This is a genomic window from Cupriavidus pauculus (genome assembly GCF_022179805.1).
Classification (GTDB): Bacteria; Pseudomonadota; Gammaproteobacteria; order Burkholderiales; family Burkholderiaceae; genus Cupriavidus; species Cupriavidus pauculus_E.
Genome location: NZ_BPUO01000001.1, coordinates 184,244 through 200,593, shown reverse-complemented (window position 1 = coordinate 200,593; position 16,350 = coordinate 184,244). Strand labels below are relative to the sequence as shown.

Below are 16,350 nucleotides of genomic sequence, written 5' to 3'. Positions count from 1 at the left end.
GTAATGGCGTTTGCGGCGTACGTTGACGTATCCTTTGGGGCGTCGACGGCGGCGCCTGACCGCCGATTGTACCGTTACAATTTCCGCGTGTGGCCAACTGGCCGCGACAAGAGCGGGACTACCGAGGAAGGAGCGAACATGAACAAGGTCTACGCCAGCGCCGCCGAGGCGCTTGCGGGCGTCGTACGCGACGGCCAGACGATCGCCGTGGGCGGTTTCGGTCTGTGCGGCATCCCCGAAGCGCTGATCGCGGCACTGCGCGACAGCGGCGCCAAGCAGCTCACCTGCATCTCCAACAACGCCGGCGTGGACGGCTTTGGCCTGGGCCAGCTGCTGGCCACGCGCCAGATCCGCAAGATGATCTCGTCGTACGTGGGCGAGAACAAGGAGTTCGAGCGCCAGTACCTGGCCGGCGAACTCGAGCTCGAATTCACGCCGCAGGGCACGCTGGCCGAGAAGCTGCGCGCCGGTGGCTCGGGCATTCCCGCGTTCTTCACCAAGACCGGCGTGGGCACGATCGTCGCCGACGGCAAGGAAACGCGCGAATTCAACGGCGAAACCTACGTGATGGAGCAATCGCTGGTGTCCGACGTGGCCATCGTCAAGGCCCAGAAGGCCGACAAGGCCGGCAACCTGGTGTTCCGCCGCACGGCGCGCAACTTCAACCCGGTGTGCGCCATGTCCGGCAAGGTCACGATCGCTGAGGTGGAAGAAATCGTCGAGATCGGCGAGATCGACCCGGACGACGTGCACCTGCCCGGCATCTTCGTGCACCGCATCGTGCTGAACACCAACCCCGAGAAACGCATCGAACAGCGCACCGTGCGTGCCAAGTAAGGAGACAGATCATGGCATGGACACGTGATGAGATGGCCGCCCGCGCGGCTGCCGAACTGCAGGACGGCTTCTATGTAAACCTGGGCATCGGCCTGCCGACGCTGGTGGCCAACCATGTGCCGCAGGGCATGGAAGTGTGGCTGCAGTCGGAAAACGGCCTGCTGGGCATCGGCCCGTTCCCGACCGAGGAAGAAGTGGACGCCGACATGATCAATGCCGGCAAGCAGACCGTGACGACGCTGCCGGGCTCGTCGATCTTCTCGTCGGCTGATTCGTTCGCGATGATTCGCGGCGGCAAGATCAACCTGGCCATCCTGGGCGCCATGCAGGTGAACCAGCGCGGCGACCTGGCCAACTGGATGATCCCGGGCAAGATGGTCAAGGGCATGGGCGGCGCGATGGACCTGGTGGCAGGCGTGGGCCGCGTGGTGGTGCTGATGGAACACACCGCCAAGAAGAAGGACGGCACCGAGGACCTGAAGATCCTGAAGGAATGCAACCTGCCGCTGACTGGCGTGGGCGTGGTGAACCGCATCATCACCGACCTGGCGGTGATGGATATCACCCCGCAGGGTCTGAAGCTGGTGGAAACCGCGCCGGGCGTGACGCGCGAGGAAGTTCAGTCGAAGACCGAAGCCGAACTGATCTGAGGCACTGCCTAGGGTAGTTCACCCTCTCCCGCGTGGCGGGAGAGGGCGCTGAAGCCAGGCCGTCAGGCCTTCAGCTCGTCAGCTCTTTACCTTGTTGTAGCTGGAAAATACCGACGCCGCGCCGTCGGACTTCACCAGCAGCACGTCGAACGGGTCTTTGCGCGGACCGTATTCCATGCCCGGCGAACCCGCCGGCATACCCGGCACAGCCAGTCCGGCCGCCTTGGGCTTCGATGCCACGAGCTTCTTGATGTCAGAAGCTGGCACGTGCCCCTCGATTCCATAGCCTTCGATGACACCGGTATGACACGAGCCGAAGCGCTCGGGAATGCCGTACTTCGTACGATATGCGCCGGTGTCTTCCACATCGTGCGTGGCGACCGTGAAACCGTTGGCGCGCAGATGCTTGATCCAGTCTTCGCAGCAACCGCAGGTCGCGGTCTTGTAGACGTCGATCTTCAGCGGCTTGGGCGATTGCGCCAGGGCAGTCAGCGGAAAAAGCAGCGGGGACGCCAGCAGCGTGCCCGCACCCAGCGTGCGCAGCGCCTGGCGCCGTGAGCGTTGAGTCATGGTCGGGTCTCCTTACTGCGCCACCCAGCCGCCGTCCATGTTCCAGATAGCGCCGCGCACCTGGCGGGCCGCCTCGCTGGACAGGAATACAGCCAGCGCGCCCAGCTCTTCCGGCGTCACGAACTGCCCGGACGGCTGCTTTTCCAGCACCAGCTCACGTTTGGCCTGCTCGACGGGAATGCCCTCGCGCTGCGCGCGCGCTTCCACCTGCTTCTGCACCAGCGGCGTGAGTACCCAGCCCGGGCAGATCGCGTTGGCGGTGACGCCGGTCTGCGCGGTTTCCAGCGCGGTAACCTTGGTGAATCCGACAATGCCATGCTTGGCCGCCACGTAGGCCGACTTTTCAGCGGAGGCCACCAGGCCATGGGTGGAGGCGACGTTGATCACGCGGCCCCAGTTCTTCGCCTTCATCGACGGCAGCGCCAAGCGGGTGGTGTGGAACGCCGAGGTCAGGTTGATGGCGATGATCGCGTCCCACTTGTCCACCGGGAATTCCTCGATCTTGGCCACGAACTGGATGCCCGCGTTGTTGACCAGGATGTCCACGCCGCCGAAGTCCTTTTCGGCGTAGCGCATCATGTCCTCGATCTCCGCGGACTTGCTCATGTCGGCGCCGTGGTAGCCCACCTGGATGCCGCTGCCGGCGCGGGCGATTTCCGCCTTTGCGCCGTCGGCATCACCGAATCCGTTGACGATGATATTGGCGCCTTGCGCGGCCAGTGCCTGCGCGATGCCGAGTCCGATACCGCTGGTCGAGCCCGTGACCAGTGCCGTCTTGCCTTTGAGCATGTAAGCCTCCGTCGGGAGTGTCAGGATGTGCTGTGGCATTGTACTCGCAGGGCGTACAATCCGGCTTTGGCCTGGCGCCGTATTTCGTCACGCGTATTTCGCCACGTTTTGCCCGCCGTTTCGTCGCGGGCAGAAGTTTCCGAAACACTCGCACGCCGCAGGGGATGCGGCGGCATCAGCAGGGGAGCCACAGATGTCTTCCAGTCCGCGCCTCGGATTCGTCCAGTGCATCAGCCCGTCGGGCCTGCACCGCATGGCGTATCACGAATGGGGCGACCCGCTGAACCCGCGCGTGCTGATGTGCGTGCACGGCCTGACCCGTACCGGGCGCGACTTCGATGTACTGGCCCAGGCCATGTCCGACGAATATCGCGTGGTATGCCCCGACGTGGTGGGACGCGGCCGGTCGGAGTGGCTGGCCGATCCGCGCCACTATGTGCTGCCCCAATATGGGTCGGACATGGTCACGCTGATCGCGCGTCTGAACGTGGAGCAGGTGGACTGGTTCGGCACGTCGATGGGCGGGCTGATCGGCATGGGCCTGGCCGGACTGCCGAAGTCGCCCGTGCGCAAGCTGCTGCTCAACGACGTGGGCCCGCGCATCACGCTGCAGGCCATCGAGCGGATCGGCGCCTACCTGGGCCTGCCCGTGCGCTTCAAGACGTTCGAGGAAGGGCTGGCGTACCTGCAGACGATCAGCGCATCGTTCGGCCGCCATACGCCGGAGCAGTGGCGCGAGCTGAACGGCGCCATCCTCAAGCCCGTGCAGGGTGACGAGGGCCTGGAATGGGGCTTGCACTATGATCCCGCCCTGGCCGTGCCGTTCAAGGAAACGCCGCCCGAGGCGGTGCAGGCCGGCGAACTGGCGCTGTGGCACCTGTTCGAGGCGGCGCCTGGCCCCACGCTCGTGGTGCGCGGCGCCCAGTCGGACCTGCTGCTGCGAGAAACCGTGGCCGAGATGGTGGCGCGCGGCAAGCAGGTATCGAGCGTGGAGATTGCCGACGTGGGCCATGCGCCGACGTTTGTCGATCCGGCCCAGATTGCCATTGCCCGGGAATTCTTCCTGGGTACGTAACTAAATTTTCTGTTTTCTGTTGAGAAGAACCTGATATGAGCACCAACACCCTCAAGCGCGCCCACGTGGGCAAGCGCCTGTCCGAATACGCGGTCCACAATGGCGTGGTCTACCTGGCCGGCCAGGTGCCGGAGGTGGATCCCAAGGCCGACCTGCGCGGCCAGACCCGCGAGGTGCTTGGCCATATCGACCGCCTGCTGGCCGAGGCCGGCAGCGACAAGACGCGCATCCTGATGTGCCAGATCTTCCTGACCGACGTCACGCGCATCGGCGAGATGAACGAAGTCTGGGACGCATGGGTGCCGCAGGGCAATACGCCGCCGCGCGCCACCGTGGAAGCCAAGCTGGCTAACCCCGACTACCTGATCGAAGTGGTGGTGACGGCCGCCGTCAATTGATGCGGGATGTTGTGACATGGTGACGTCGACGGAGCTGACCGGCCAGACCGCGGGCATTCCCGACGCCGGACTCGTCGAGCGCGCGCTCGGCTTTGTGCGCGATGTGGCGGACGGCGACAAGCCCGTGCTGCTGCCAACCGGCGAGACCGTGCTGTCTCACGCCGAAGGGATGCTGCGCATCCTCGATGGCCTGCGCGTGGACGATGCCGCGCGCGCCGCGGCCTGCCTGTTCGCGGCGGCCGCGTTCGTGCCCGAGGTCGAGGCGCGCATCGAGACCGATTTCGGCGAGGAAGTGACGCGGCTCGTGAAGGGCGTGCGCCAGCTGTTGCGCATCGGCGCCATCGCGGTGACGCAGACCGACGTGTCGGAATCGTCAAAGTCGCAGGTGGCCGCGCGCCACGAGCAGGTGGAAGCCTTGCGCAAGATGCTGCTGGCGTTTGCGCAGGACATCCGCGTGGTGCTGGTGCGGCTGGCCTCGCGGCTGCAGACGCTGCGCTGGCTGGCGCAGACCAAGAACCCGCCGCTGCCGGGCGTGGCGCGCGAGACGCTGGACATCTACGCGCCGCTGGCCAACCGGCTGGGTATCTGGCAGATGAAGTGGGAGCTGGAAGACCTGGCGTTCCGCTTCGAACAGCCCGATACGTACAAGCGCATCGCCAAGCTGCTCGACGAGAAGCGCATCGAACGCGAGGGCTTTATCGGGCAGGCCATTGCCCGGCTGCAATCGGAACTGGCTTCGGCCGAGATCCGCGCCGAGGTGACTGGCCGGCCCAAGCACATCTACAGCATCTGGAAGAAGATGCGCGGCAAGGAGCTGGACTTTGCCGATCTGTACGATGTGCGCGCGTTCCGCGTGATCGTCGACGACATCAAGGATTGCTACACGGTGCTTGGCATCGTGCACCATATCTGGCAGCCGATTCCGCGCGAGTTCGACGACTACATTTCGCGGCCGAAGGCCAATGGCTACAAGTCGCTGCACACGGTAGTGATCGGCGACGACGGCCGCGCGTTCGAGGTGCAGATCCGCACGCACGAGATGCACCACTTCGCCGAGTACGGCGTGGCGGCGCACTGGCGCTACAAGGAAGCGGGCGGCAAGGGGTATAGCGGCCAGTTCGCCGCTGACAACACCTACGACGAGAAGATCGCCTGGCTGCGCCAGCTGCTGGCATGGAAGGACGAGGCAGACCACACGGTCGCGCATGAGGACTCGCCGTGGGAGCAGCTCAAGCATGCGGCTATCGACGACCATATCTATGTGCTGACTCCGCAGGCGCGCGTGGTGGCATTGCCGCAGGGCGCCACGCCCGTGGACTTTGCCTACTACCTGCACAGCGACCTGGGTCACCGCTGCCGTGGTGCACGCGTGGACGGCTCGATGGTGCCGCTGAACACGCCGCTCAAGAACGGGCAGACGGTGGAAATCGTCGCGGTCAAGCAGGGCGGGCCGTCGCGCGACTGGCTGAACGTTGAACTCGGCTATCTGGCCAGCAACCGGGCGCGCTCCAAGGTGCGCGCGTGGTTCAACGCGCTCGATTCGCAGGAAACGCTGGCGCAGGGCCGGGCGCTGATCGACAAGACGCTGCAGCGCGAAGGCAAGACTGCCGTCAGCCTGGAAGACCTGGCCACGCGGCTCAACTTCAAGACGACCGACGATCTGTACGCGGCCGTTGCCAAGGAAGAGTTCAGCCTGCGCCATGTGGAGCATGCGCTGCGCCATCCGGAAGGCGAGGCGCAGCCGCAGTTCAGCGAGGAAGAGGCCGTCACCAAGAAGAGCCGCGCCACCAGCGTGGCACGCGGCGCCAAGAGCGGCGTGCTGGTGGTGGGCGTGGATTCGCTGATGACGCAGATGTCACGCTGCTGCAAGCCGGCGCCGCCCGACGATATCGTCGGCTTTGTCACGCGCGGGCGCGGCGTGTCGATCCATCGCCGCAACTGCAGCACGTTCCTGCAGCTCTCGGGGCGGGCGCCGGAGCGCGTGATCCAGACCGAGTGGGGCAAGCGCAGCGACGCCGTGTATCCGGTCGACATCCAGGTGGAAGCGGTAGACCGCCAGGGCCTGCTGCGCGATATCTCCGAAGTGCTGTCGCGCGAGAAGATCAATGTGACCGGCGTGAAGACGCTGTCGAGCAAGGGTGTGGCGCGTATGCAGTTCACGGCGGAGGTGTCCGAGGCTACGCAACTGCAGCGGGCGTTGTCGTTGATCGAAGAAGTGCAGGGGGTGTTGCACGCCCGGCGAAAATAAGGTTATAATCTGCGCTTCACTAGGCTCGTAGCTCAGCTGGTTAGAGCACCACCTTGACATGGTGGGGGTCGTTGGTTCGAGTCCAATCGAGCCTACCAACGAATATGCAGTACAACGCCGGAAGCGCGCCATGAACATGACAACTCGAACTACTACCGCTGGTTAGCGACAGTAGTCGAGGTGCGCCTCTGACCCGCAGCGGATGCGGGGAAACACAGAATAACGCGGCCTTGGCCGCGTTTTTTTTCGTCTGTCGCTTGCCAGCATCCTGCTAAGCTGCCGCGTCGCCTCGTTCCGGGATGTTCCGGGCGCGGGGCTCCGCCAGAAAGAATTCGTTGCCGGTGTTGTCCGATGCGCGCTCCGTCGCATCTGACGGGCTGGCGTCACAAAAGTTGCTATGCTCCGCCCGCCCAGGTGCCCAGATGCCGGCGCGGTGGAATCCACAAGAGGTGCAATGATGATCGCAATCACGCTGCCGGACGGTTCCCGTCGCGAATACCCCGGCCCCGTCACGGTGGCCGAAGTGGCACAGAGCATTGGCTCGGGCCTGGCCAAGGCGGCGCTTGCCGGCAAGGTCGATGGTCGCCTGGTCGATACGAGCTACCAGATCGGCGGCGACGCCTCGCTGGCAATCGTCACGGACAAGGACGCCGATGGCGTGGATGTGATCCGCCATTCGACGGCCCACTTGCTGGCCTACGCCGTGAAGGAGCTGTTCCCGGACGCGCAGGTCACGATCGGCCCGGTCATCGAAAACGGTTTCTACTACGACTTCGCCTACAAGCGTCCTTTCACGCCCGAGGACCTGGCCGCCATCGAGAAGAAGATGACGGAACTGTCCCGCAAGGACGAGAAGGTCACGCGCGAAGTGTGGAACCGCGACGAGGCAGTGGCGCTGTTCGAATCGATGGGCGAGAAGTACAAGGCCGAGATCATCGCGTCGATTCCGGCTGACCAGGAAATCGGCCTCTATCGTGAAGGCAGCTTCGTCGACCTGTGCCGCGGTCCGCACGTGCCGTCCACGGGCAAGCTCAAGGTCTTCAAGCTGATGAAGGTGGCCGGCGCCTACTGGCGCGGCGATTCGAACAACGAGATGCTCCAGCGCATCTACGGCACGGCATGGGCGCGCAAGGAAGACCAGGATGCGTACCTGACGATGCTGGAAGAAGCCGAGAAGCGCGATCACCGTCGCCTGGGCAAGACGCTCGATCTCTTCCATCTGCAGGAAGAGGCGCCCGGCATGGTGTTCTGGCACCCGAAGGGCTGGAGCGTGTGGCAGGCCGTCGAGCAGTACATGCGCGGCCGTCTCACGGAGGCTGGCTATCAGGAAGTGCGTACGCCGCAAGTGATGGATCGTACGCTCTGGGAGAAGTCGGGCCACTGGGAGAACTACAAGGAAAACATGTTCGTCACGGAGTCGGAAAAGCGCGACTACGCGATCAAGCCGATGAACTGCCCGGGACATGTCCAGATCTTCAACCATGGCTTGCGCTCGTACCGCGACCTGCCGCTGCGCCTGGCCGAATTCGGTTCGTGCCACCGCAACGAGCCGTCGGGCGCGCTGCACGGGCTGATGCGTGTGCGCGGCTTCGTCCAGGACGATGCGCACATCTTCTGCACGGAAGAGCAGATCGTGGAAGAGGCGAAGGCCTTCAACGAACTCGCGTTCTCGGTCTATGACGACTTTGGCTTCAAGGACGTCAAGGTCAAGCTGTCGCTTCGCCCCGAAAAGCGCGCCGGCTCGGACGCCGTGTGGGATCACGCGGAAGACGGCCTGCGCCTGGCACTGCGCGCCTGCGGCGTGGAGTGGGAGGAACTGCCGGGCGAGGGTGCCTTCTACGGCCCGAAGGTCGAGTACCACATCAAGGACGCGATCGGCCGCTCGTGGCAGTGCGGCACGCTGCAGTTGGATCTGGTGCTGCCGGAACGCCTGGGTGCCGAGTACGTGGCCGATGACAACGGTCGGAAACGTCCGGTCATGCTGCACCGTGCAATCCTGGGTTCGTTCGAGCGATTCCTGGGCATCCTGCTGGAAAATCACGCAGGTGCGCTGCCCGCCTGGCTGGCTCCGGAGCAGGTGGTTGTGATGAACATCGCCGAATCCCAGTCGGAATATGCCGAAAACGTCGTGCAACTCTTGCAAAAACAAGGGTTTAGGGCCAAGGCGGATTTGCGTAACGAGAAAATTACGTATAAAATCCGCGAGCACTCGCTCCAGAAGATCCCTTACCTGTTGGTGGTAGGCGACAAGGAGCGGGACGCCAATCAAGTGGCCGTGCGTGCCCGTGGCAATGTGGATCTGGGTGTCATGCCCGTATCCGCGTTTGTGGAACGTCTCCAGAACGACGTCTCCAGCAAAGCCTGAGGGTGTGAAGCACGGCTTGTTTTTTTGTCTTCTTGAGGTAACGGAACATCGCTACAGACAAAGGTCACCGTATCAACCGTGAGATCAGCGCGCCTGAGCTGCGCCTGGTAGGGGTTGATAACGAGCAGCTCGGCATCGTCAAGTTCATGGACGCACTGCGCCTGGCCGAGGAAAAGGACTTGGATCTCGTGGAGATCGCGCCCAACGCGGCTCCGCCCGTGGCCCGCATCATGGACTACGGCAAGTTCAAGTACGAGGAAGCCAAGCGCGCCCATGAGGCCAAGCTCAAGCAGAAGATCATCCAGGTCAAGGAAGTGAAGTTCCGTCCTGGCACGGATGATGGCGACTACAACGTCAAGCTGCGCAACCTGAGACGCTTCCTGGAAGAAGGGGACAAGACCAAGATCACGCTGCGGTTCCGTGGTCGCGAGATGGCCCACCAGGAAATCGGCGCGCGCGTGCTCGAGCGTCTGAAGGCTGACCTGGAGGAACTGGGTCAGGTCGAGCAGATGCCGAAGATGGAAGGTCGCCAGATGGTGATGATTCTGGCCCCCAAGAAGAAGAAGTGATTCTTGCGTGGGGCGACGGCCGGGATACCGATGGTATTCCGGCGTTGTCCTGTGCGGAGCCCGTGCGTGGTGTGGGGTTTGCGCCCCAGTGCCGCGTACAAAAACAAGTGGATGCGGGTCTTGCAAGCGATGGCGTCAGTCATCCACCTGCATGCATGTCATAGAGCTGGAGTTTTTCATGCCTAAGATGAAGACCAAGAAAAGCGCTTCCAAGCGCTTTACGGCACGCCCGAACGGTTCGTTCAAGCGCGGCCAGGCCTTCAAGCGTCACATCCTGACGAAGAAGACCACCAAGAACAAGCGTCAACTGCGCGGCACCCAGGACGTCCATGAGACGAACCTGAAGTCCGTTCGCGCAATGATGCCTTACGCATAACCCCAAACGATAACGAAAGGAGTTTTACATGCCTCGAGTCAAACGTGGGGTCACTGCACGGGCCCGTCACAAGAAAGTCATCGACGCTGCCAAGGGTTACCGCGGCCGTCGCAATAATGTCTATCGCATCGCCAAGCAGGCGGTCATGCGTGCTGGTCAGTACGCGTACCGCGATCGTCGCAACAAGAAGCGCGTGTTCCGCGCTCTCTGGATTGCACGTATCAACGCTGCTACGCGTGAGCATGGCATGACCTACAGCGTGTTCATGAACGGCCTGAAGAAGGCTTCGATTGAACTGGACCGCAAGGTGCTGTCGGACATGGCCATCCATGACAAGCCTGCCTTTGCCGCCATCGTCAACCAGGTGAAAGCCTCCGTTGCCTGATGCCGGTTCTGGAAGCGCCTAGGCGCTTCCGGGCAAGCACCGACCGCAAGGTCTGCTGAAACGGGGCTCCTCACCGAGCCCCGTTTTCATTTCGAATGCCGCGCCGGACGTTCTTGCGGACGGCATCCGAAATGACAATGCACCGCGTCTGCGACATAGGCAGGCGGATGCAGCGCCAATCCTTCATGCATCATCCACGCACCGTCCACGTATAGCCGTCATGTCCCTGGATCTGGATCAAATCGTCGCCGACGCACAGGCCGCCTTCGCCGCCGCTAACGACAACGCCACGCTGGAAAACGAAAAGGCCCGCTTCCTGGGCAAGACTGGCGCGCTGACCGAGTTGCTCAAGGGCCTCGGCAAGCTGGACCCCGAAACCCGCAAGAGCGAGGGCGCCCGCATCAACCAGGTCAAGCAGCAGGTGGAAGCCGCGCTGCAGTCGCGCCGCCAGGCGCTGGCCGATGCGCTGATGAATGCGCGCCTGGCCGCCGAGGCCATCGACGTGACGCTGCCCGGCCGCGCTGTGTCGCGCGGCAGCATGCACCCGGTGATGCGCACCTGGGAACGCGTGGAACAGATCTTCGGCTCGATCGGCTTTGACGTGGCCGACGGCCCCGAGATCGAAACCGACTGGATGAACTTCACCGCGCTGAACAACCCGGACAACCATCCGGCGCGTTCGATGCAGGACACGTTCTACGTGGATGGCCGCGACAGCGACGACAAGCTCCTGCTGCTGCGCACCCACACCAGCCCGATGCAGGTTCGCTACGCGCGGATGCACGTGCAGAAGTACGCGGGCAAGCCGATGCCCCCGATCAAGGTCATCTGCCCGGGCCGCACCTATCGTGTGGACAGCGATGCCACGCACTCGCCGATGTTCAACCAGGTGGAAGGCCTGTGGATTGGCGAAGACGTCAGCTTTGCCGACCTGAAGGGCGTGTACACCGATTTCTTGCGCAAGTTCTTCGAGCGCGACGACATCCAGGTGCGTTTCCGTCCGTCGTACTTCCCGTTCACCGAGCCGTCGGCCGAAATCGACATGGCGTTCGGCAACGGCAAGTGGCTGGAGATTTCCGGTTCGGGCCAGGTGCACCCCAACGTACTGCGCAACATGGGGCTAGACCCCGAGCGCTATATCGGCTTCGCGTTCGGCTCCGGCCTGGAGCGCCTGACGATGCTGCGCTACGGCATCAACGACCTGCGCCTGTTCTTCGAAGGCGACGTGCGCTTCCTGCGTCAGTTCGCCTGATCGCGACCGCAGACCGTACGCACAACGTTACAGACATCACAGAATACCTACCGGATCAGAAGCGCCATGCAATTCTCGGAATCCTGGCTTCGCACGTTCGCCAACCCTGAAAAGATCTCCACCGACGCGCTGTCGCACAGCCTGACCATGGCCGGGCTGGAAGTGGAAGAGGTGGGCCCGGTTGCGCCGCCGTTCAACAAGATCGTGGTCGCCAGCGTGCTGGCCACCGAGCGCCATCCCAACGCCGACCGCCTGAACGTTTGCCAGGTGGACGCCGGCACGGGCGAGACGCTGCAGATCGTTTGCGGCGCCCCCAATGTCAAGCCCGGCATCAAGGTGCCGTGCGCGCTGGTGGGCGCAGTGCTGCCCCCGGCCGAAGACGGTGGCAAGCCGTTCGAGATCAAGGTGGGCAAGCTGCGTGGCGTGGATAGCTACGGCATGCTGTGCTCGGCCCGCGAGCTGAAGCTGTCGGAAGACCATGGCGGTCTGCTGGAGCTGCCGGACGATGCGCCGGTGGGCCAGGACATCCGCCAGTACCTGGACCTGGACGACCAGGTCTTCACGATCAAGCTGACGCCTAACAAGGCCGATTGCCTGTCGATCTACGGCGTCGCACGCGAAGTGTCGGCCCTGACCGGCGCCGCGCTGACGCTGCCGGACATGACTCCGGTTGCCGTGTCGATCCAGGACAAGCTGCCGGTCAAGATTTCGGCACCCGACCTGTGCGGCCGCTTCTCGGGTCGCATCATCCGTGGCGTGAACGCGCGTGCCGCCACGCCGGCATGGATGGTCCAGCGCCTGGAGCGATCGGGCCAGCGCAGCATCTCTGCCCTGGTCGATATCTCGAACTTCGTGATGCTCGAACTGGGCCGTCCGTCGCACGTGTTCGACCTGGCCAAGATCCACGGCGGTCTGGACGTGCGCTGGGGCCGCAAGGGCGAACAGCTCAAGCTGCTGAACGGCAACACCGTCGAGGTGGACGAGCAGGTGGGCGTGATCGCCGACGACAAGGAAATCGAGAGCCTGGCCGGCATCATGGGCGGTGACAGCACCGCCGTGTCGCTGGACACCACGGACATCTACCTGGAAGCTGCGTTCTGGTGGCCGAATGCCATCCAGGGCCGTGCACGCCGCTACAACTTCTCCACCGACGCCGCGCACCGCTTCGAGCGTGGCGTGGACTATGCCACCACGGTCGAGCACATCGAGCGCATCAGCGCGCTGATCCTGCAGATCTGCGGCGGCCAGGCCGGCCCGGTGGACGACCAGATCGTGAACCTGCCGCTGCGTGCGCCGGTGAAGCTGCGCGTGGCGCGCGCCGAGCGTGTGTTGGGTATCGAACTGTCTTCGGCGGAAATTGCTGATGTGTTCCAGCGTCTGAACCTGTCGTTCACGCGTTCGCAAGGCGCTGAAGGCGAGGTGTTCGAGGTGACGCCGCCGAGCTACCGCTTCGACATCGAGATCGAGGAAGACCTGATCGAGGAAGTGGCGCGGATCTATGGCTTCGAGCGTATCGTCGCCCGTCCGCCCATCGCCGAAAGCGAAATGCGCCCGACCAATGAAGGCCGCCGCTCGCAGCATGTGGTGCGCCACGCGCTGGCCGCGCGCGACTTCAACGAGGTGATCAACTTCGCCTTCGTGGAAGAGCAGTGGGAGCGTGATTTCGCCGCCAACGACAACCCGATCCGCCTGCTGAACCCGATCGCGAGCCAACTGGCCGTGATGCGTTCGACGCTGATCGGCGGTCTGGTGGACAAGGTCCGTTACAACCTCAACCGCAAGGCCGCGCGCGTACGCCTGTTCGAAGTGGGCCGTGTGTTCCACCGCGACGCCAGCGTCGCCGATGGTGGCCTGACCGTGGCGGGCTATCGCCAGCCGATGATGGCGGCGGGCATCGCCTACGGCCCGGCGTTCGAGGAGCAGTGGGGCGTAGCAACGCGCCCGGTGGACTTCTTCGACATCAAGGGCGACGTGGAGGCACTGTTCCATCCGCGCACGCTGCGCTTCGAACCGGTGGCGCATCCCGCGCTGCACCCGGGCCGCGCCGCGCGTGTGATCGTCGACGGCAAGCCCGTGGGCGTGGTGGGTGAAATCCACCCGCGCTGGCTGCAGGAGTACGAGCTGACCAACGCGCCGGTGGTATTCGAGCTGGAGCTCGACGCGCTGCGCGACGTGGGCCTGCCGGTGTACACCGAGATCTCCAAGTTCCCGGCCGCCGTGCGCGACCTGGCCGTGGTGGTCAAGCAGCAGGTGCGCGTACAGGACATGGAAGATGCCATGCGGGCGGCGCTGGACAAGGCCGGATTTGGCCACTTTGTCCAGAGCCTGGTGCTGTTCGACGAGTTCCGTCCCAAGGCTGCATCGGCGTCCATTGGCGCGGATGAGAAAAGTCTTGCCTTCCGGGTGACCTTGCAAGATACTGGGTCGACCCTCCAGGACGAGACTGTCGACAGTGCGGTACGTAGCATGATTGATGCACTGACGGCGGGCTTCGAAGCCCGTCTGCGCGGTTAAACCACCGCAGTTGGAGCGCCCGGGCACAGCTCCCGGGCGGATCGCCAGACAGATTCTAGAGAGCGATCAAGGATGAACGATCGAGACGCGATTTCCATGAATGCTGCAGACCTGGGCGAGGCGCACGACCGGCACGCTGCCTCCCTTGATGATGCATCGCCGGAAGCCCGCGCTACCGAGGTGCCTACGCTGACCAAGGCCGAACTCGCAGAAATGCTGTTCGACCAGGTTGGCTTGAACAAGCGCGAATCGAAGGACATGGTGGAAGCGTTCTTCGACGTGATTCGCGAAGCCCTGGAAAAAGGCGACAGCGTCAAGCTGTCCGGCTTCGGCAATTTCCAGCTGCGCGACAAGGCGCAGCGCCCGGGCCGCAATCCCAAGACCGGCGAGATCATTCCGATCACCGCGCGACGCGTGGTGACGTTCCACGCCAGCCAGAAGCTCAAGAGCCAGGTCGAGGAACGCGCCGAGCTCGCCGTTCCGGGCTGACGGCACCGCATGGTTTGACGCGACGCGCCTCCGCGCGCGTCAACCGTCGGTGAAGCGACAACGTCGCGGCCAGCACACATGTGTATCTAAATGCCACATCGGTTGGATTGCCCGAGGCGGTGGCTATCTGTATCCTGCAATGCCGCGCGAACGTCGCGTCAACCGGTCTCGCCCTTATCGGGCAGACATCAGCTTCTCCATTGAATGACGGAAAAATCCAGCGAGCGCATTGCGCTGCCGCCGATTCCCGCAAAACGCTACTTCACGATCGGTGAGGTCAGCGAGCTTTGCGCCGTCAAGCCGCACGTGCTGCGCTACTGGGAACAGGAGTTCACGCAGCTCAAGCCGGTCAAGCGCCGTGGCAACCGCCGCTACTACCAGCACCATGAAGTCCTGCTGATCCGCCGCATCCGTGAACTGCTCTACGAGCAGGGATTCACGATCAACGGCGCACGCAATCGACTCGATGATGGCCGTCATCACGGCGGGGCAGGCGAGCCGGCCGAGACCATCGACGCAAAGCCGCAAGCCGATCTGCCAACGCAGGGCGTGCTGTCCGTCGACCTCAACGCGCTGCGCGGCGAACTGGTGGAAGTCCAGCATCTGCTGGCGCAACTCAAGCAGATCGCGGGCCACGAATAAATTACCCGCAAACCACTAGCCATTGCTGTTGGCTCTGATATAATCTCGTTCTTCTTCGGGGCGTAGCGCAGCCTGGTAGCGTACCTGCATGGGGTGCAGGTGGTCGGAGGTTCAAATCCTCTCGCCCCGACCAGAATTAAAAACCCGCTTGGTGAAAACCAAGCGGGTTTTTTCATTTCTGGCTGCAATACAGCGCAACCTTTCCTTACATCTCCGACATTGTCCCGAGCCAAGGATGGTCTAGCCTTGACCCCATCTATCGGACTCGAAAACAAGCCGCACGACGGCGTTGCATCGTGCGGCTGTATTTTTACTGATGACCTGGCGAGACGTACTCTTTATCGGATGTGGATGGATTGGTGCCTGCGTGGCGGCAGGATGGATCGTGACCGCGGCGGTCAGGCTGCTCGGGTGACCGCCGCCGTTCTTACTTTGCCGCGGACACCAGTACGGGGTCTTTCCGATATACATCCGGGAACATGGTCTTCAGGTTGCCGATCTTGGGCAGGTCGTTGAAGACGATGTACGGATAGTTCGGGTTCTTCACGAGAAAGTCCTGGTGGTAGCTCTCTGCCGGATAGAAACCCTTGTAGTTTTCCACGCGCGTCACGATCGGTGACGACCATGCCTTTGTGCTGCCCAACTGCGCAATATAGGCTTCGGCGACCGATTTCTGCTCGGGTGTCAGCGGGAAAATCGCCGAGCGGTATTGCGTGCCATGATCGGGGCCCTGGTAATTGAGCTGGGTCGGATTATGGGCAACCGAAAAGAAAACCTGCAGCAACTTGCCGTAGCTGACCTGCGTGGGATCGTAGCGGACTTCCACGGCTTCGGCGTGGCCCGTCGTGCCGGTTCCAACCTTCTCGTATTGCGCCGTACTGGCCGCGCCGCCTGCGTAACCGGATGTGACCAGCGTAACGCCGCGTACATGCTGGAACACGCCCTGCACACCCCAGAAACATCCACCCGCGAATACAGCGGTGGCGGTTCGATTGGCGTCGGGCTTCTGGTCGACGGTGGGCGCCGGAATTCTCACGGCATCCTCGGCCGATAGGGCGGGCACGCGATACGTGGTGGCGATGGCCGCGACAAAGGCGAGTCCCATCATCTTGAGTGTGGTGGGGCGGGTCCAGCGTTGCAGCGTGGTGATGGCAGTCATGGTGAAGTCCTTTCGCTGTCGAAATCAGTGTG

The 16,350-nt window shown here is 63.3% G+C and carries 16 protein-coding genes and 2 tRNA genes; 15 read left to right on the top strand and 3 right to left on the bottom strand.

The genetic code is table 11. The annotated features are described in order from the left end of the window. The first annotated feature begins 138 nt into the window (after positions 1 to 138). A complete protein-coding gene (locus MFF62_RS01070; protein WP_238259079.1) occupies positions 139 to 837 on the top strand; it encodes a CoA transferase subunit A in 699 nt (232 codons plus the stop codon). A gap of 11 nt (positions 838 to 848) precedes the next feature. After that, positions 849 to 1,487 (top strand): CoA transferase subunit B, encoded by a 639-nt coding sequence (locus MFF62_RS01065; RefSeq protein WP_238259078.1) that lies wholly within the window; start codon positions 849 to 851, stop codon positions 1,485 to 1,487. A 78-nt stretch (positions 1,488 to 1,565) separates the two neighbouring features. On the opposite strand, the gene MFF62_RS01060 is transcribed toward MFF62_RS01065, so the two are convergent. Next, on the bottom strand, positions 1,566 to 2,057 hold the full coding sequence (locus MFF62_RS01060; RefSeq protein ID WP_238259077.1) for a DUF411 domain-containing protein: 492 nt from the start codon (positions 2,055 to 2,057) through the stop codon (positions 1,566 to 1,568). A gap of 12 nt (positions 2,058 to 2,069) precedes the next feature. Next, entirely contained in the window at positions 2,070 to 2,846 is a 777-nt protein-coding gene (locus MFF62_RS01055; protein ID WP_238259076.1) for a 3-hydroxybutyrate dehydrogenase, read from the bottom strand. 193 nt (positions 2,847 to 3,039) lie between these two features. Here MFF62_RS01055 and MFF62_RS01050 point away from each other — a divergent pair, with 193 nt between their 5' ends. From MFF62_RS01050 to MFF62_RS00990, 13 genes are all read left to right on the top strand, one after another. Next, positions 3,040 to 3,921, top strand: coding sequence for an alpha/beta fold hydrolase (locus tag MFF62_RS01050; protein ID WP_238259075.1), 882 nt, complete (start codon positions 3,040 to 3,042; stop codon positions 3,919 to 3,921). A gap of 35 nt (positions 3,922 to 3,956) precedes the next feature. Beyond that, a complete protein-coding gene (locus tag MFF62_RS01045; RefSeq protein WP_238259074.1) occupies positions 3,957 to 4,319 on the top strand; it encodes a RidA family protein in 363 nt (120 codons plus the stop codon). Between the two features lie 16 nt (positions 4,320 to 4,335). Continuing rightward, positions 4,336 to 6,567, top strand: a complete 2,232-nt coding sequence (locus MFF62_RS01040) for a RelA/SpoT family protein (RefSeq protein WP_238259073.1) — start codon at positions 4,336 to 4,338, stop codon at positions 6,565 to 6,567. Between the two features lie 21 nt (positions 6,568 to 6,588). Next, positions 6,589 to 6,665, top strand: a tRNA-Val gene (locus MFF62_RS01035). A 359-nt stretch (positions 6,666 to 7,024) separates the two neighbouring features. Further along, on the top strand, positions 7,025 to 8,932 hold the full coding sequence (gene thrS, locus MFF62_RS01030) for a threonine--tRNA ligase (protein ID WP_238260057.1): 1,908 nt from the start codon (positions 7,025 to 7,027) through the stop codon (positions 8,930 to 8,932). Between the two features lie 47 nt (positions 8,933 to 8,979). Next, a complete protein-coding gene (gene infC, locus MFF62_RS01025) occupies positions 8,980 to 9,501 on the top strand; it encodes a translation initiation factor IF-3 (protein WP_238260055.1) in 522 nt (173 codons plus the stop codon). Between the two features lie 178 nt (positions 9,502 to 9,679). After that, complete coding sequence (rpmI, locus tag MFF62_RS01020) at positions 9,680 to 9,877, top strand: 50S ribosomal protein L35 (RefSeq protein ID WP_006575466.1); 198 nt, start codon at positions 9,680 to 9,682, stop codon at positions 9,875 to 9,877. 28 nt (positions 9,878 to 9,905) lie between these two features. Continuing rightward, complete coding sequence (gene rplT / locus MFF62_RS01015) at positions 9,906 to 10,262, top strand: 50S ribosomal protein L20 (protein WP_092595867.1); 357 nt, start codon at positions 9,906 to 9,908, stop codon at positions 10,260 to 10,262. 220 nt (positions 10,263 to 10,482) lie between these two features. Then, on the top strand, positions 10,483 to 11,514 hold the full coding sequence (pheS, locus tag MFF62_RS01010) for a phenylalanine--tRNA ligase subunit alpha (protein ID WP_238259072.1): 1,032 nt from the start codon (positions 10,483 to 10,485) through the stop codon (positions 11,512 to 11,514). Positions 11,515 to 11,580: 66 nt separating this feature from the next. Beyond that, on the top strand, positions 11,581 to 14,028 hold the full coding sequence (gene pheT, locus MFF62_RS01005) for a phenylalanine--tRNA ligase subunit beta (protein ID WP_238259071.1): 2,448 nt from the start codon (positions 11,581 to 11,583) through the stop codon (positions 14,026 to 14,028). 72 nt (positions 14,029 to 14,100) lie between these two features. Continuing rightward, positions 14,101 to 14,517: an integration host factor subunit alpha gene (locus MFF62_RS01000; protein ID WP_238259070.1), complete on the top strand. Its 417-nt coding sequence runs from the start codon at positions 14,101 to 14,103 to the stop codon at positions 14,515 to 14,517. 204 nt (positions 14,518 to 14,721) lie between these two features. After that, positions 14,722 to 15,159 carry a MerR family transcriptional regulator gene (locus tag MFF62_RS00995; protein ID WP_238259069.1) on the top strand — a complete coding sequence of 146 codons (438 nt, stop codon included), beginning with the start codon at positions 14,722 to 14,724 and terminating at the stop codon, positions 15,157 to 15,159. A gap of 56 nt (positions 15,160 to 15,215) precedes the next feature. Continuing rightward, positions 15,216 to 15,292 (top strand) — tRNA-Pro (locus MFF62_RS00990). 294 nt (positions 15,293 to 15,586) lie between these two features. Here MFF62_RS00990 and msrA read toward each other — a convergent pair. Continuing rightward, positions 15,587 to 16,318 (bottom strand): peptide-methionine (S)-S-oxide reductase MsrA, encoded by a 732-nt coding sequence (gene msrA, locus MFF62_RS00985; RefSeq protein WP_238259068.1) that lies wholly within the window; start codon positions 16,316 to 16,318, stop codon positions 15,587 to 15,589. Positions 16,319 to 16,350 lie beyond the last annotated feature (32 nt).

Bases quoted from the DNA above. Each gene is read 5' to 3' on its own strand.
- MFF62_RS01070 (WP_238259079.1), top strand. From the start codon at position 139: ATGAACAAGGTCTACGCCAGCGCCGCCGAGGCGCTTGCGGGCGTCGTA.
- MFF62_RS01065 (WP_238259078.1), top strand. From the start codon at position 849: ATGGCATGGACACGTGATGAGATGGCCGCCCGCGCGGCTGCCGAACTG.
- MFF62_RS01060 (WP_238259077.1), bottom strand. From the start codon at position 2,057: ATGACTCAACGCTCACGGCGCCAGGCGCTGCGCACGCTGGGTGCGGGC.
- MFF62_RS01055 (WP_238259076.1), bottom strand. From the start codon at position 2,846: ATGCTCAAAGGCAAGACGGCACTGGTCACGGGCTCGACCAGCGGTATC.
- MFF62_RS01050 (WP_238259075.1), top strand. From the start codon at position 3,040: ATGTCTTCCAGTCCGCGCCTCGGATTCGTCCAGTGCATCAGCCCGTCG.
- MFF62_RS01045 (WP_238259074.1), top strand. From the start codon at position 3,957: ATGAGCACCAACACCCTCAAGCGCGCCCACGTGGGCAAGCGCCTGTCC.
- MFF62_RS01040 (WP_238259073.1), top strand. From the start codon at position 4,336: ATGGTGACGTCGACGGAGCTGACCGGCCAGACCGCGGGCATTCCCGAC.
- thrS (WP_238260057.1), top strand. From the start codon at position 7,025: ATGATCGCAATCACGCTGCCGGACGGTTCCCGTCGCGAATACCCCGGC.
- rpmI (WP_006575466.1), top strand. From the start codon at position 9,680: ATGCCTAAGATGAAGACCAAGAAAAGCGCTTCCAAGCGCTTTACGGCA.
- rplT (WP_092595867.1), top strand. From the start codon at position 9,906: ATGCCTCGAGTCAAACGTGGGGTCACTGCACGGGCCCGTCACAAGAAA.
- pheS (WP_238259072.1), top strand. From the start codon at position 10,483: ATGTCCCTGGATCTGGATCAAATCGTCGCCGACGCACAGGCCGCCTTC.
- pheT (WP_238259071.1), top strand. From the start codon at position 11,581: ATGCAATTCTCGGAATCCTGGCTTCGCACGTTCGCCAACCCTGAAAAG.
- MFF62_RS01000 (WP_238259070.1), top strand. From the start codon at position 14,101: ATGAACGATCGAGACGCGATTTCCATGAATGCTGCAGACCTGGGCGAG.
- MFF62_RS00995 (WP_238259069.1), top strand. From the start codon at position 14,722: ATGACGGAAAAATCCAGCGAGCGCATTGCGCTGCCGCCGATTCCCGCA.
- msrA (WP_238259068.1), bottom strand. From the start codon at position 16,318: ATGACTGCCATCACCACGCTGCAACGCTGGACCCGCCCCACCACACTC.